Annotated in this window: 15 protein-coding genes; 7 read left to right on the top strand and 8 right to left on the bottom strand. The window is 67.3% G+C overall.

The genetic code is table 11. The annotated features are described in order from the left end of the window. Positions 1-71: 71 nt before the first annotated feature. Complete coding sequence (locus GN331_RS15515) at positions 72-1,388, bottom strand: choice-of-anchor Q domain-containing protein (RefSeq protein WP_156643189.1); 1,317 nt, start codon at positions 1,386-1,388, stop codon at positions 72-74. A 177-nt stretch (positions 1,389-1,565) separates the two neighbouring features. On the opposite strand from GN331_RS15515, the gene GN331_RS15510 reads away from it, so the two are divergent. Continuing rightward, complete coding sequence (locus GN331_RS15510) at positions 1,566-1,853, top strand: DUF2277 domain-containing protein (protein ID WP_156643188.1); 288 nt, start codon at positions 1,566-1,568, stop codon at positions 1,851-1,853. 391 nt (positions 1,854-2,244) lie between these two features. On the opposite strand, the gene GN331_RS15505 is transcribed toward GN331_RS15510, so the two are convergent. The 5 genes from GN331_RS15505 to purM all read right to left on the bottom strand — a co-directional run bounded on the left by GN331_RS15505 (position 2,245) and on the right by purM (position 6,126). Beyond that, on the bottom strand, positions 2,245-2,943 hold the full coding sequence (locus GN331_RS15505; RefSeq protein ID WP_156643187.1) for a DUF3108 domain-containing protein: 699 nt from the start codon (positions 2,941-2,943) through the stop codon (positions 2,245-2,247). A 12-nt stretch (positions 2,944-2,955) separates the two neighbouring features. Beyond that, positions 2,956-3,657, bottom strand: a complete 702-nt coding sequence (locus tag GN331_RS15500; protein ID WP_197427182.1) for a DUF3108 domain-containing protein — start codon at positions 3,655-3,657, stop codon at positions 2,956-2,958. Between the two features lie 65 nt (positions 3,658-3,722). Beyond that, complete coding sequence (gene purN / locus GN331_RS15495) at positions 3,723-4,391, bottom strand: phosphoribosylglycinamide formyltransferase (RefSeq protein WP_156643185.1); 669 nt, start codon at positions 4,389-4,391, stop codon at positions 3,723-3,725. Continuing rightward, entirely contained in the window at positions 4,388-5,047 is a 660-nt protein-coding gene (locus GN331_RS15490; RefSeq protein ID WP_425489303.1) for a DUF2238 domain-containing protein, read from the bottom strand. The genes purN and GN331_RS15490 overlap by 4 nt, the downstream gene beginning before the upstream one ends. A gap of 11 nt (positions 5,048-5,058) precedes the next feature. Next, complete coding sequence (gene purM, locus GN331_RS15485; protein ID WP_156643184.1) at positions 5,059-6,126, bottom strand: phosphoribosylformylglycinamidine cyclo-ligase; 1,068 nt, start codon at positions 6,124-6,126, stop codon at positions 5,059-5,061. Between the two features lie 97 nt (positions 6,127-6,223). On the opposite strand from purM, the gene GN331_RS15480 reads away from it, so the two are divergent. The 3 genes from GN331_RS15480 to hda are packed head-to-tail and all read left to right on the top strand — an operon-like array spanning position 6,224 to position 9,148. Beyond that, positions 6,224-7,306, top strand: coding sequence for a DUF2066 domain-containing protein (locus tag GN331_RS15480; RefSeq protein WP_156643183.1), 1,083 nt, complete (start codon positions 6,224-6,226; stop codon positions 7,304-7,306). Next, positions 7,306-8,451 (top strand): AI-2E family transporter, encoded by a 1,146-nt coding sequence (locus GN331_RS15475; RefSeq protein ID WP_156643182.1) that lies wholly within the window; start codon positions 7,306-7,308, stop codon positions 8,449-8,451. The genes GN331_RS15480 and GN331_RS15475 overlap by 1 nt, the downstream gene beginning before the upstream one ends. A 4-nt stretch (positions 8,452-8,455) precedes the next feature. Further along, positions 8,456-9,148, top strand: coding sequence for a DnaA regulatory inactivator Hda (gene hda, locus GN331_RS15470; protein ID WP_156643181.1), 693 nt, complete (start codon positions 8,456-8,458; stop codon positions 9,146-9,148). Positions 9,149-9,167: 19 nt separating this feature from the next. On the opposite strand, the gene murU is transcribed toward hda, so the two are convergent. Beyond that, entirely contained in the window at positions 9,168-9,869 is a 702-nt protein-coding gene (gene murU / locus GN331_RS15465; protein WP_331713512.1) for an N-acetylmuramate alpha-1-phosphate uridylyltransferase MurU, read from the bottom strand. Next, on the bottom strand, positions 9,866-10,894 hold the full coding sequence (locus GN331_RS15460; RefSeq protein WP_156643180.1) for an aminoglycoside phosphotransferase family protein: 1,029 nt from the start codon (positions 10,892-10,894) through the stop codon (positions 9,866-9,868). Before GN331_RS15460 ends, murU begins: the two co-directional genes overlap by 4 nt. Positions 10,895-10,960: 66 nt before the next feature. Here GN331_RS15460 and GN331_RS15455 point away from each other — a divergent pair, with 66 nt between their 5' ends. Genes GN331_RS15455 through cysN form a run of 3 tightly spaced genes read left to right on the top strand, consistent with a single transcriptional unit; the run spans position 10,961 to position 15,180 of the window. Next, complete coding sequence (locus GN331_RS15455; protein ID WP_156643179.1) at positions 10,961-12,379, top strand: mannose-1-phosphate guanylyltransferase/mannose-6-phosphate isomerase; 1,419 nt, start codon at positions 10,961-10,963, stop codon at positions 12,377-12,379. Between the two features lie 3 nt (positions 12,380-12,382). Continuing rightward, positions 12,383-13,282 (top strand): sulfate adenylyltransferase subunit CysD, encoded by a 900-nt coding sequence (gene cysD, locus GN331_RS15450; protein ID WP_156643178.1) that lies wholly within the window; start codon positions 12,383-12,385, stop codon positions 13,280-13,282. Then, entirely contained in the window at positions 13,282-15,180 is a 1,899-nt protein-coding gene (gene cysN, locus GN331_RS15445; protein WP_156643177.1) for a sulfate adenylyltransferase subunit CysN, read from the top strand. The genes cysD and cysN overlap by 1 nt, the downstream gene beginning before the upstream one ends. Positions 15,181-15,238 lie beyond the last annotated feature (58 nt).

Genomic DNA, 15,238 nt, shown 5'->3' with positions numbered 1-15,238 from the left:
CACCACAACCCCCCCCCCCGGGGGGGGTGGTGGGGGGCCCCCCCCGCCCCCCCCCCCCCGCCCCTGTTGACTCAGCGTTCGAATGCGCCGATGTCCGGCGCCGCGCCGCGCGTGCGCGCGAAGGGCGAGCCGCGCTGATCGAAGGATCGCGACAGCACGTTGTTGCCGCGATCGATCAGCGGGCTGCCCGCAAGCACTGCGTGCGTGCGCGTCGGGCCGCCGTTGTTCGAGAGCGCGCCGAGGCCGAGCGGTGCCGACGAGACGATCGTGTCGGGCGGCAACGGCAACGCGGAGCTGCCGACGAAGTTGTGGCTGCCGGTGATGGCGTCGCCGAAGTCGGCGAAGCCGCCGATGTCGCGCGGCCCCGTGCCGGCGCACGTATTGCCCGCGACCACGGTGCTTTCCATGCGCGCACTGCCGAACACCGCGCCCCAGCATTCCTCACCGGCCTGCGTGCCTTCGGCGTTGAAAACGATCGAACTGTTGAAGATCGAGGCATCGGTGCGGATCAACGACACCGCGCTTTCCACGAAGGTCGATCCGTTGCCGGAGATCGTGCTGTCGGCGATGACCACCGTGCCGTCGAAGAGCCACAGGCCACCGGCGCCCTGGCTCGCGTAGTTGCCGGAGATCGTCGACTTGTTGATCTCCGCGTCGCCGCGCACGTTGGCGCCGCCCCCTTCGGCGTACGAGTAGTTGTTCTGCAGCAGCGAATAACTCATGCGCAGGCCACCGATGGCTCTCACGCCGCCGCCGTCTCCGCCTCGGTTGTTGTAGACCTGGCTCGACAACATCGTGGTGCGGCCGTCGGAAGCGACGCCGCCGCCGTAGGAATCGCTGATCGCTTCGGCGACGTTCTCGAACACGCTGCTTCGATCGAGCAGGATGTTGCCGTCGGCCATCAGGGCGCCGCCGGTCGCGGTCGGTTCGAGGCCGCCGCGGCCCTCGGCCGTGCAATGGTGCGCACGCGATTGGCGCAGCGTGATGTTGCCGGTCGACACGATGCACCCGCCGCGTGCGCCGCCGTTGCTGACGAAGCCGTACGACACGCTGAGACGCTCGAGCGTCAGCGTGCCCGCGCCTGAATGGTTCAGCACGCGCGTCACGCGGTTGCCGTGCAGCGTCATCGCAAGGCGGTCGCGCCCGAGCAGGCGGATCGTGTTCTGCGGCAACGCGATTTCGCTGGCGAGCGTGATGCGCGTGCAGGACAGGCCCGAGAGGTCGAGCGTGTCGCCGCTGACGGCGATGGCTGCTGCGTTGCGCAGGCTGCCAGCGCCGGTGTTGTTGCAATTGGTGACGGGAATGTTGGCCGCGCGCGCTTCCTGCGCAGGGACGAGGAGGCCGCCTGCGACAAGCGCGGAAATGAATACGAAAGCAGGGAATTCCATCTCGCGAGTGCTCCAGCGTTGGGGGGTGCCCAACCTAACGGCGCGCCTCGCATGCGACGGTCAGTGTTGACCAACACTCTCTCGCGCCCGGGGTTCACCACTGCCGAATGGATATGCCGCACCTGAAGTCGCGCAGCTATTGGACTAAGATTCGGTAGGCAGTCGCTCGGAGGCGTTATGTGCAGGAACATCAAGACGCTTTACAACTTCGAACCTCCGGCCACGCACGATGAGATTCGCGCGTCGGCGATTCAGTTCGTGCGCAAGCTGAGCGGATTCAACGCGCCATCGAAGGCGAACGAAGCGGCGTTCGATCTGGCGGTACAGCAAGTCACCGACGCGGCCACGACGCTCATCAATTCGCTCACCACGTTCAGTCCGCCGAGGAACCGCGAGGTCGAGCGCAGCAAAGCGGCGATGCTTTCGGCCAAGCGTTTCGGTGCGCCGGTGCGTGCCAACCGGTGACTGATGGGGCGCCGATCGCGGCCATGGCAGCGCCCGTGCCTCCGCTTGCCGACCAGATCGCCGCGAGGAACATCGCCTGCCAGAGGCGACGAAGTCACGACGGTGCGCGCGCCGAGGTGGGCGAGGTTCCGTCCGTCTGGTGTGCTGGCAGTCGGCGCGCACCACTCAGCGATCAACGCAACCACTCATCAGGGGCTGGCGCGAGACCGTCACCCGTACCGCGCCGCGGGGCGTGGTGCTGGATGTCCTTTTGCGGAGCGTGGCTCGCTCTTCGCGGAGTCAAAAGGACATCCAGCACGGCGTGCCGATGCGCCCATCGGGTGGCGCCGCAATCAAGCCACGACGACAATCCTGCGCATCAAAAAAAGCCCCGCATCGCGGGGCTTTTTGTTTACTTCATCGACTTCAGCTGCAAGTCGACTTCATCGCTGCCGTCCTTGCGCTGCAGGATCCGCGCCGGCGCCGGCATGCCATCGACGACCCACACCACCGTCTGCTTGTTGCCATCGGTGCGCTGCACCTTCGTGGCCTGGTGCGACTTGCCGCCGATTGTGATCGTTTCCTTTCCGGCGACCGTGTACACGAGGTCCTTCGCGCGGCCGTCGTCGACCATGCGATAACGCAGCGGCTTGCCCGCGGCGACGTCGCGCGCGATGGCCAGGTTCACCAGCATCGCGTCGAGATCGCCGGGCTTGAGTTCGACCGGGCCCGCACGATCGGGCTTCACGTTGCCGGTCCACGTGGCGACGCCCTTGTTCCAATCGTATTGCGCGTTCTTCGACGACTTCTTGATCAACACCGCCGCGTTGTCGCTGCCCGTCAGCGGGCGCCACTGCCCGCCGTTCTCCTCGAAGGTGGTCACCTGGCTCACGTTGGCCAGGCTGCTCTGGATGCGCAGCGAGTACTTCCACTGCGCGCCGGTCTGCGCGAGTTGCATGTGCGCGTCGCCTTCCATGCCCATGTAGTTCGCGACGTACTCGGCGTCGAAAGGCTTGAGCGACGGCGCGGCGGCGAGCGCGGGCAAGGACGCGAGCGCGACGAAAGCGGTCGCGGCGAAGGCGTTGCGGAAACGATGGAAAGTCGGACGCATGGGCATTGTTTCCTATTGGTACTCGACCAGTTGCAGTTCGAGATCGCCGTCATCGTCTTGCTGCACGATGCGGATGGGCGTCGGAACGGATTCGACGACCCAGAACGTGGTGGTGTTCCCGCCGCCGCGCACGCGGTCCACGCGCAATGCGGCGTAAGCGAGGTCTTCGACGACCTGGGGCTCGCGCGCGGCGCTGACGCGGAACTCCTCGTCGCGCGCGCGGCCGTAGTCGACGAACCGGTAGTGCAGAGTGGCGCCGGGCGCGGCGTCGCGCAACATCGCCAGGTTGATCAGCAGGGCGTTCATGTCCCCGGGCTGCAGCGGCACGGCTGCCCGGCGGTTCTTTTTCACGTCGCCGGTCCACTGCGCCACGTTGCGCGACCAATCGTAGGTCCCCGTGGCCTGCTTGCGGCTGAAGATCGCCTTGCGGACGGTGCTCTGGCTCAGCGGTCGGAAGCCGGCCGCGGTTTCGTCGAAGACCGTGCTCTGCTGCAGATCGAGGTTGGCCAGGGAGTACAGGCCATGCGTGGCTTCGATGCGCAGGTCGATCCGCCAGCGTGCGCGCTCGACCGACACCAGGTTCAAGGTCGCTTCGCCCAGCGGTTTGCCGCCGCGGAACACGACGTAACGCGCGTTGAAGGGCGCGAGCGCCTGCACCTCCGGCGCCGGCAGCGCGGGCGCCACGGTGGACGCAGACACAGGCGTCTGCTGCACGGCCGCCGGGCACGCCCCTGCGACCACGACAAGCGCGGCAACCAGCAGGGGTGGCGTGAGGGATTTCACCGGGTGGGGAGGGCCATGCAGTCGGAATTGGCGGAATCTAAGCTCAGCGGGGCCAACAGGGGGTGACCGTCGAACACGACCGTTTCGCCCTGTTCAGCGATCCGGCCAGCGACGGCGAGCCGGACGACCTGGACCAGCAGCGGATGTTCGACCGCCAGCACGCGTTCGGCCAGTGCATCCGGCGTATCGCCGGCCAGCACCGGGACGCGCGCTTGCGCGATCACCGCGCCGGCGTCGAGTTCGGGGCTGACGAAATGGACGCTGACCCCGTGTTCGGCGACGCCATCGGCGATCGCGCGCGCATGCGTCTTCAAGCCGCGATACGCCGGCAGCAGCGAGGGATGGATGTTGAGCACGCGCCCGCGGAAGCGTTCGACGAATTTTTCGTCGAGCACGCGCAGATATCCCGCGCATACGATCCAGTCCGGTTGCACCGCATCGATCGCATCGGCGAGTTCGGCGTCGAATTCCTCGCGCGGCGAATACGACTTCGCATCGCGACTCCAGCGCAGCGCGGCCGGCACGCGTTCGAGCGCCGGCGCGTTGAGCCGATTGGAAAACACGCCGACGATCTCCGCATCGAGCGTGCCCGCAGCGATCGCATCCAACAACGCCTGCAGGTTGCTGCCGCGTCCGGAGGCGAGGACGGCGAGCCGGCGCTTCATGCGGTCACCGGCTTGCGTGGGAATGCGCGCGGAAAAGCGAACAGCGCCCCGATCGTGGCGAGCAACATGTCCGCGTGCGCGTCCCACGCATCGCCCTGCTGGCCGTTGTAGGACTCCGCATCGGTGGGCGAAAGCGAGAGCGCGACGCCCCATTCGAACCACTCGTACGCAAGGCTGCTGCACATGATCGCGCCCACGGCGAGCGCGAAGGCCTGGCGGGGCGACAACGCGGGCCAGCGACGCAGCGCGTGCTCGCGCAAGGCGGGTGCAAAGCACAGGCCGTAGAGGAAGTGGATGACGCGATCGGCGGGATTGCGTTGCAGCGCGAACGCTTCGGTCGGCGACCACGTGAACAGCGTGCGCGACCACGCATCGAACGGCACGTACGAATACAACCAACGCGACGCGATGGCGTGTGCGGCGATGAAACCGCAGATCGCGACGAAGTCCTGCACGCGCATCGACCAGCGGCGATCATGCAAGACCAGCCACGCGAGCGCGACGACGGTCAGGCTCGAATGCAGCGCTTGTTCCGCCGGCCACATCGGTTTGATCCACGACGCGGCGAACACGATCAACGTGAGCGCCAACGCGACGTGCTTGCCGCGTTGCGCGGGGGCCGCGTCGACCGGCCGGGGAAGAGGGCGGGCCGACACGATGCCGTTCCTCAGGCGATGCGCACGCGTTCCGCGCCGCTCGCCGCCACGACCTGGCCGATTTCGCGATGGGCGAGGCCGAGGCGTTGCAGGTCGTCGGACACCGCGGACACCGCTTCGCGCGCGAGCACGAGCACGAAGCCGACGCCGCAGTTGAACGTGCGCCACATCTCTTCGCGCGGCACCGCGCCTTCGCGCTGCAACCAGTCGAACACGGGCGGGAGCACGATGCTCGAGGCTTCGATGTCGAGGCCCAGGCCGTCGGGGATCACGCGGATGATGTTCTCGGTCAGGCCGCCGCCGGTGATGTGCGCCATCGCGTGCAGGTCGTGCTTGCCGAGCAGTTCGAGGATCGGCTTGACGTACAGCTGCGTGGGCGCCATCAGCGCGTCGACGAGCTTCACGCCACCGACGTCGAGGTCGGCCGGGCGACCCGCGCGATCGTAGATGCGACGCACGAGCGAGTAACCGTTCGAATGCGGACCCGAGGACGCGATGCCGAGCAGCACGTCGCCCGCGCGCACCTTCGCGCCGTCGAGGATCTGCGACTTCTCGACCGCGGCGACGCAGAAGCCGGCCAGGTCGTATTCGCCCGGCGGATACATGTCGGGCATTTCGGCGGTTTCGCCGCCGATCAGCGCGCAGCCGGAGAGTTCGCAGCCCTTGGCGATGCCGCCGACGACGGCGACCGTCGTGTCGACATCGAGCTTGCCGGTGGCGAAGTAATCGAGGAAGAACAGCGGCTCGGCGCCCTGCACGAGGACGTCGTTGACGCACATCGCGACCAGGTCGATGCCGATGGTGTCGTGGCGATTGAGCTGCTGGGCGAGCTTGAGCTTGGTGCCCACGCCGTCGGTGCCGGAGACCAGCACGGGCTCCTTGTACTTGCCGGACAGGTCGAACAGCGCGCCGAAGCCGCCCAGGCCGCCCATCACTTCGGGCCGGAAACTGCGCTTGACCAGCGGCTTGATGCGTTCGACGACTTCGTTGCCCGCGTCGATGTCGACGCCGGCGTCCCGGTAGGTAAGCGGAGTGGGGGTGGTCACTGCGGGTGGCCGTGGGGCGCCGGAAAGCGGCAAGGACGGAGATTTTAGCAGGCGTGGCGGACCGGCCGGGTTGGCGCTGCGTGCCTGCCTGCGGCACCATGCAGGCCGTCGAGCAGGCAAGGATGGATCGATGCACCTGGCATTTCGCAATGGCAAGGCGTTCGTGGCGGTCGCTGTGTTGTGGCTCGCGTTCGGGACGGCGTTCGCGCAACGCACCGAAGGCGACGTCGTCGCCGGCGCGCGCGGCCTGTACGAGGCCGAAGTCCGGGTCAACAGCCAGGGCGAGGCCGAACGCAACGGTGGTTTCGCGCGGGCCATGACCATCGTGCTGGGCAAGCTCACCGGCGATCGGTCCGCGCAGAGCCGGCCGGGCGTGGGCCAGGAGCTGCGCCACGCCAAGGATTTCGTGAAGAGCTACGACTACCGCCAGGACGAAGGCCGCTCGGTCACCGGCGCGCCCACGTTCAACACGACGCTGGTCGTCCGCTTCGACAAGGACCAGATCGATGGCGTCGCCGCCACCCTCGGCCTGCCGGTGTGGGCCGAGCCGCGGCCCAAGCCCGTGCTGTGGCTGGCGATCGACGACGGCCGCGGGCCGCGCCTGGTCGCGCTGGCCCAGACCAACGCGGCGCGCGCGGTGCTCGATCGCGCGCAGGAACGCGGGTATCGCCTCGGCCTGCCCTCGGGCAGCGCCGCCGAACAGGCGGCCGTCGGCGCCATCTGGCGCGGCGACACGGCCGCCATCGCGCGCGCGTCCTCGCGCTACAGCCCGCCGATGCAGCTGATCGGCAAGCTCTACCGCGCGAAGGAAGGCGGCGGCTGGACCGCCGAATGGACCTTCGTCGATGCGGGCAAGGTGCTGTCGACCTGGACCGCCTCGCAGCCCGACGCGCGCCGCGCGATGGCCTCCGGCGCCGATGGCGCCGCCGATGCGCTGTCGAGGAAGTACGCCAAGCGCAGCACCGCGGCCGGCGAACCGGGCCGCTACACCGTGCAGATCGACGGCGTGCGCAACGCCGCCGACTACATCCGCCTGATGTCCTACCTGCAGGGCCTGCCGGTCGTGCGCGGCATGGCGCCGGTGCGCGCGGCGCCCGACGGCTTCATCGTCGAACTGGAGCTGATCACCGGCATGCCGGGCCTGCGCCGCATGGTCGCCAACGGCGACGTGCTGCTGGCCGAAGAAGACCAACCCGTCCTGCACCTGCGCTGATGAACACCGTCCTGTCGCCCTTCGCGCGCCGCATCCAATGGGCGGCGATCATTCTGATCGCCGGCGTGCTGGTTTGGTTGCTCGCGCCGATCCTCACGCCCTTCGTGTTCGCCGCGATGCTCGGCTGGCTCGGCGATCCGCTGGTCGATCGCTTGCAGAAGCGCGGTTGGTCGCGCCACATCGCGGTGGTCATCGTGTTCTGCGCGATGACCTTCGTCGTGCTGATCACGCTGGTGTTGTTGCTGCCGTTGATCGAGCGGCAGATCGTCACGCTCGTCGAATCCTTGCCGACGTATCGCGATTGGTTCATCGGCACCGTGCTGCCGTGGTTCGAACGCCACACGGGCCTGGATCTGATGGCGTGGCTGGATCCGGACCGCCTGTTCCAACTCGTGCGCACGCACTGGGAAAGCGCGGGTGGCGTGGCGACGACCGCGCTCGGCTACCTGTCGAGCTCCGGTTTCGCGCTGATCGGCTGGATCGCGAACATCGTGCTGGTGCCGTTCCTCACCTTCTATTTCCTGCGCGATTGGGACGTGCTGGTGGAGCGCGTCGCGGCGCTCGTGCCGCGCGACCACATCGAAACGGTCACGCGCCTGGCGAAGGAATCCGACCAGGTGCTCGGCGCTTTTCTGCGCGGCCAGTTCAGCGTGATGCTCGTGCTCGGCGTGTTGTATGCGCTCGGGTTGTGGGCGGTGGGCCTGGATCTCGGGCTGCTGATCGGCTTCATCGCGGGCATCGTCAGCTTCGTGCCCTATCTCGGTCCGGCCAGTGGCGTCGTGCTCGGCGTGATCGCCGCGCTCGTGCAGTACGGCGATTGGAAGCACGTGGCGCTGGTGCTCGGCGTGTTCGGCATCGGGCAGGTGATCGAAAGCTATTTCCTGACGCCGCGCCTGGTCGGCGACAAGATCGGCCTGCATCCGGTCGCGGTGATCTTCGCGATCATGGCGGGCGGGCAGTTGTTCGGCTTCCTCGGCGTGCTGCTCGCGCTGCCGATCGCGGCGGTCGCGAACGTGTTGCTGCGTTACGCGCACGACCGTTACACGCACAGCCGCCTGTTCACGGGCGACCGGGCGGGCATCGACCTGGATCCGTATGTCGACGCGGGACTCGAACGGCCGGCGCCCGACGAAGACCACATCTGACCGCATGCCTGCGCCGCAACTCCCGCTTGCCCTGCGCTATCCGCCGGACCAGCGCCTCGAAACCTTCGTCGGCGCGCCCGAGGGCGCGCTCGCGCAAGTGCGTGCGCTCGCGGAAGGGACGGGGGGCGATTGGTTGTTCGTCGCCGGTCCCGCCGGTGTCGGCAAGACGCATGTGTTGCTCGCGGCGTGTGCGGCGGCGGAATCGGCGGGACGCACCGCCGCGTACCTCCCGCTGAAAACCGCCGCAGGGCGTTTGCGCGATGCGCTCGAAGCCTTCGATGGTTTGGCGCTCGTCGCGCTCGATGGGCTCGAAGCGATCGCGGGTGTGCGCGAGGACGAAGTCGCGCTGTTCGACTTCCACAATCGCGCGCGGCAATCGGGCACGAGCGTGTTGTATGCGGCGCAGGCAGCGCCGGATCAATTGGCGTTGACGTTGCCGGACCTGCGTTCGCGCCTGTCGCAATGCGCGCGCGTGGTGTTGTCGCCGCTCGACGATGCCGCGCGTCGCGATGTGTTGCGTTCGCGTGCGCAGCGTCGCGGGCTGGTGCTCGATGAGGCGGCGATCGATTGGTTGTTGCGTCGGCGCGGGCGGGATCTTGCAACGCTGACCGGATTGCTCGACGTGCTGGATCGTGCGTCGCTTGCGGCGCAGAGAAAAATTACAGTTCCTTTCCTGCGCGAAGCGCTGGAAAAATAAGCACGCACTGCGCGAAGCCTTACACGACGAGTGACGCGTCCAACTCCGCGAGTCGTTGCGGCGTTCCCACATCCGTCCAACGCCCCATGTGGTGCGCCCCCTGCACCGCGCCGCGCGCCATCGCCGCGACCAACAGCGGCGGCAGCTTGAATCGCGGCGGCGTGCGCTCCACGCCTTCCACGTCGCCGATGATCTCGCGCCAGCCTTCGAACAAGGCCGCGCGATACACGCCGATGCCGGCGTACGTCAGCTTCTCGTGGCCGTGCGCCCTGACCGTGCCGTCGGATTGCAGATCGTAATCGCCGCCCGGGTGCTGCGGCGGGTTGTCGACGAACACCAGGTGCGCCTCGCGATCCAGCGTGCGCGGCAACAGTGCGAAATCGAAATCCGTCCACACATCGCCGTTCACCGTGAGGAACGGATCGTCGCCGAGGATCGGCAGTGCGTTGAGCATTCCGCCGCCGGTTTCCAGCGGGGTTTGGCCTTCGTAGCTGTAATGCAGCTTCATGCCCCAGCGGCTGCCGTCGCCGAGCGCTTCGGGGAATCGCTCCGCCAACCAACTCGTGTTGACGACCACCTCGCGCACGCCGAGCGCCGCGAGCTTTTCCAGGTGCCACACGATCAACGGCTTGCCGCCCGCTTCCAGCAGCGGCTTGGGCGTCGTGTTCGTCAGCGGCCGCATGCGTTCGCCGAGGCCGGCGGCGAAGATCAGGGCCTTCACGATTCGTCGCCGGTGCCGTCGGTCCAGTGCGTGTATTCCTTCAGCGTCGGCCGGATGTGGCGATCGATGATCGCGACGAGCGGCGCGAGTTCCGGATACTTCGGCAACACGCGATCCAGGTACGCGAAGAAGCGCGGTGCATCTTCGAGGTAATGCGGCTTCGCGTCGCGATGGTGCAGCCGCGCGAAGATGCCGATCACTTTCAGATGGCGATGCACGCCGATCCAGTCGACATCGCGGCGGAATTGCTCCAGCGACGGCACCGGCAAACCGGCCGCTTTCGCGCGCTGGTGGTAGCGCTCCAGCCATCCATCCACGCGCGCCTGCGGCCAGCTCACGAACGCGTCCTTGAACAGGCACAGCGGGTCGTACGCGATCGGGCCGCGCACGGCGTCCTGGAAATCGAGCACGGCCGGACCATCGTTCGCGGGCATCAGGTTGCGCGGCATGAAGTCGCGATGCACGAAGACCTGCGGTTGTTTCAGCGCCGCGTCGATCAGCAGGCGGTGCACCTGTTCGAGGTTCTTCTCGTCGTGCACGTCCGGCACCACCGCGAGGTGCTTGCCGAGGAACCATTCGTCGAACAGGCGCAGCTCGCGCAACAGCAGCGCTTCGTCGTACTTCGGGAAGTTGTCGGGCACCGGCACGGCCTGGATGCGCAGCAACTGGCCGATCGCGTCGTCGAACAGCGCGTCTGCGTTGTCCGCGTGCAGCGCGGCCAGATAGGTATCCGCACCGAGGTCTTCCATCAGCAGGAAGCCTTGTGCGTCGTCCTCGCAGGAGACCTGGGGCACGCGCACGCCGGCGTCTTCGAGCATCGCGCGGATGCGCAGCCACGGCTTCACGTCTTCCTTGTCGGGCGGGGAGTCCATCACGATGCGGCTGGGCTCGGCGCCGAGGGTGCGCCAGTAGCTGCGGAAGCCGGCATCGGCGGAGGCGCGCGCCAGGCCCACGTTCCGGTCCCCGAGGATCTGCCGCGTCCAGGCCAGGCGCTGTTCTTCGCGCGGGAGGGTTCCGGAGTCCATGGGCGTGTCTGCGGCGGTCGGGATCGCGAAGGGTAAACTGCCGGCAATGAATTGGGCGAGACGGACATGATTCCAGTGCGGCCGGTGTTGCTGTCGGGGGGCTCGGGCACGCGGCTGTGGCCGTTGTCGCGCGAGGCCTATCCCAAGCAGTTCCTGCCGCTGGTGGGCGAGGACACGATGCTGCAGGCGACGTGGGCGCGCATCGGTCCGCTCTCGGGCGATGCCCCCATCGTGGTCGCCAACGAATCGCATCGCTTCCTCGTGGCCGAGCAGTTGCGGCAGGTCGGTGCGCCGGTGCCGCGCATCCTGCTCGAACCGGTCGGCCGCAACACCGCCCCGGCGATCGCGGTAGCGGCGCTGCAGGCGCTCGCCGATGGCGGCGATCCTTTGCTGCTGGTGCTGCCTTCGGATCACGTGGTCGCCAATGTCGATGCGTTCCGCGCCGCCGTGCGCGAAGCATCGAACGCGGCGAACGACGGCGCGCTCGTCACATTCGGCATCGTGCCCACGGCGCCGGAGACCGGCTTCGGTTACATCGAGGCGGATGGCGCGGGCAACGGCGTGCGCCCGGTGAAGCGCTTCGTCGAAAAGCCCGACGCGCAGACGGCGCAGCAATATCTCGATGCGGGCGGCTATTACTGGAACAGCGGCATGTTCCTGTTTCGCGCCTCGCGCGTGCTGGAAGAACTCGAGCGCTATCGCCCCGACATCGTCGCGGCATGCCGCGCGGCGTTCGACGACGCCAAGCGCGACGGCGACTTCGTGCGCCTGGATGGCGATGCCTTCGCTGCGTGCCCGTCGGATTCGATCGACTACGCGGTGATGGAACGCACCGACGCGGCGATGGTCCTGCCCGTCGACATCGGTTGGAACGATGTCGGTTCGTGGTCGGCGTTGTGGGATGTCACCGAACGCGATGCGGACGGGAACGCGCACCACGGCGACGTGATCGCCGTCGATACGCGCAACTCGTATGCGTATGCGCGCAGGCTGGTGGCGCTGGTGGGCGTCGACGATCTGGTCGTGGTCGAAACCGACGACGCCGTCCTCGTCGCGCGCAAAGACCGCGTGCAACAGGTGAAGGATGTCGTCGCGCAACTCAAGGCCGCCGATCGCACGCAGGTCGCACTGCATCGCGAAGTGCATCGTCCGTGGGGCAGCTACGATTCGGTGGATGTCGGCGACGGCTTCCAGGTCAAGCGCATCAAGGTCAAGCCTGGTGCGACGTTGTCGCTGCAATCGCATGCGCATCGCGCCGAGCACTGGATCGTCGTGCGCGGCTTGGCACGCGTCACGCGCAACGACGAGGTGTACGACCTGCGCGCGAACGAAAGCACCTACATTCCCATCGGCGCCAAGCATCGCCTGGAAAACCCCGGCCGCGAGACGCTGGAACTGATCGAAGTGCAGTCCGGCGAATATCTCGGCGAGGACGACATCGTCCGCTACGATGATGTCTACGGCCGCACGGGCCAGGGAGCCTGATCGATGGCGTTGAGCCACCTGGATCGCCTCGAGTCCGAAAGCCTGCACATCCTCCGCGAGGTGGCGGCCAGCTTCCGCAACCCCGTGCTGCTGTATTCGATCGGCAAGGACAGCTCGGTGTTGCTGCACCTGCTGATGAAAGCGTTCGCGCCGGGCCGGCCGCCGATTCCGCTGCTGCACGTCGATACCGGCTGGAAGTTCCGCGAGATGATCGAATTCCGCGACCGTCGCGCGGCGGAAACGGGTGTCGATCTGCGCGTGCATACCAATCCCGACGGCGTCGCGCGCGGGATCGGCCCGATCACGCACGGTGCAACCGTGCACACCGACGTGATGAAGACGCAGGCGCTGAAGCAAGCGCTGGATCAATACGGGTTCGACGCCGCCATCGGTGGCGCGCGCCGCGACGAGGAGAAGTCGCGCGCGAAGGAACGCGTGTTCTCCTTCCGCAATGCGCAGCACCGCTGGGATCCGAAACACCAGCGTCCCGAGTTGTGGGACCTGTACAACGCACGCATCGCCACCGGTGAGAGCGTGCGTGTGTTCCCGCTGTCGAACTGGACCGAGCTCGATGTGTGGCTCTACATCTTCCGCGAAGGCATCCCGGTGCCGTCGCTGTACTTCGCGCAGGAACGCCCGGTCGTCGAACGCGACGGCGCGCTGCTGATGGTCGACGACGCGCGCCTGCCGTTGCGCGAAGGCGAAGCGCCGCAGATGCGTCGCGTGCGCTTCCGCACGCTCGGTTGCTATCCGCTCACCGGCGCCATCGAATCGGACGCCGACACGCTGGAGAAGATCATCGCCGAGATGCTCGTGGCGACGACCTCAGAACGCCAGGGGCGCGTGATCGATCAAGATCCCACCGCGTCGATGGAGAAGAAGAAGCAGGAGGGCTACTTCTGATGAGCGTCATCGATCCCGCGGCCAGCGTCGCCGAAGCCCTGCGCCGGCACGAACACAAGGACCTGCTGCGGTTCATCACCTGCGGCAGCGTCGACGACGGCAAGAGCACGCTGATCGGGCGATTGTTGTACGACAGCAAGCGCCTGTTCGACGATCAGCTCGCAGCGCTCGCCGCCGACAGCCGACGCCACGGCACGCAAGGCGCGGAGATCGACTACGCACTGCTGATGGACGGCCTGGCTGCCGAACGCGAGCAGGGGATCACCATCGATGTCGCGTATCGCTTCTTCGATACCGAACAGCGCAAGTACATCGTCGCCGATTGCCCGGGGCACGAGCAGTACACGCGCAACATGGCGACGGGCGCATCGACCGCGGAACTGGCGGTGGTGCTCGTCGATGCGCGCAAGGGCTTGCTGGTGCAGACGCGCCGGCACACCTACATCGCGGCGTTGCTTGGGCTGCGGCACGTCGTGCTTGCGGTCAACAAGATGGACCTCGTCGGGTACGACCAGAGCGTGTTCGAAGCGATCGCCGACGATTACACGCACCTGGCGCACGCGCTCGGCATTCCGCATGTGCAGTGCATTCCCCTGTCGGCGCTGAAGGGCGAGAACCTCGTGCATCGCGGCGAATCGATGCCGTGGTACGAGGGTCCGGCGCTGCTCGAATACCTGGACACGGTGGAGATCGAACGTCCGCAGGTCGAAGGCGGGTTTCGCTTGCCGGTGCAGTGGGTGCAGCGACCGGATCGCAGCGACGCGGATCGTGATTTCCGCGGTTACGCGGGCACGCTCGTCGCGGGCAGCGTGAAGCCGGGCGATGCCGTGGTCGTGTTGCCGTCGGGCCGGCGTTCGCGCATCGCGCGCGTGCTCGGGCCCGAAGGCGCGCTCGAAGTCGCCGTCGCGGGACAAGCGGTGATGCTCGTGCTCGACGATGAAGTGGACATCAGCCGCGGTGATGTCATCGCAGCGGCGGAGGACGCGCCGGAAGTCTCCGACCAATTCGCCGCGCACGTGTTGTGGATGGGCGAAGGGCAGTTGCTGCCGGGGCGTCCGTACTGGTTGAAGCTCGGAACGCGCACGGTCGGTGCGACCGTGACTTCACTCAAGCACAAGGTCGACATCGATACGCAGGCGCCGCTCGCGGCGACGCACCTTTCGCTGAACGAAGTCGGTTACTGCAATCTGTCGCTCGACCAGGCGATTCCGTTCGAACCCTACGCGCGCAATCGCGCGCTGGGCGGTTTCATCCTGATCGATCGCATCGACAACGCCACGGTCGCGGCGGGCACGCTCGATTTCGCGCTGCGTCGCGCGGGCAACCTGCATTGGCAACACATCGACGTCGACCGCGCCACGCGTGCGCGCAGCCTCGGGCAGGCGCCGCGCTGCGTGTGGTTCACGGGTCTGTCGGGTTCGGGCAAGTCGACAGTGGCCAACCTCGTCGACAAACGCCTGCACGCGATGGGCAAGCACGCGTTCGTGCTCGACGGCGACAACGTGCGCCACGGCTTGAATCGCGACCTCGGCTTCACCGACGAAGATCGCGTCGAAAACCTGCGCCGCGTGGCCGAAGTGGCGAAGCTGATGACCGAAGCGGGCCTGATCGTGCTGGTCAGCTTCATCTCGCCGTTCCGCGGCGAACGTGCGGCGGCGCGCGCGATGTTCGACGAAGGCGAGTTCATCGAAGTGTTCGTCGACACGCCGCTGTCGGTGGCCGAGTCGCGCGACGTTAAAGGCTTGTACGCGAAGGCGCGGCGCGGCGATCTGCCGAACTTCACCGGCATCGATTCGCCTTATGAAGCGCCGGAAGCGCCGGAATTGCGGCTGGAGACGACGGTGGAAACGCCGGAGGCGATGGCCGAGCGCGTGGTGCGGATGTTGCTCGGCGAGTAACGACTCGACCTCAACGCAACCCCACCCCAACCCTCCCCTGCATGCAGGGGAGGGAGCT

This window comes from Noviluteimonas gilva, assembly GCF_009740395.1.
Lineage (GTDB): Bacteria > Pseudomonadota > Gammaproteobacteria > Xanthomonadales > Xanthomonadaceae > Noviluteimonas > Noviluteimonas gilva.
Note: the sequence above shows the minus strand (reverse complement) of the source record. Positions and strands in the feature narration are given on the sequence as shown.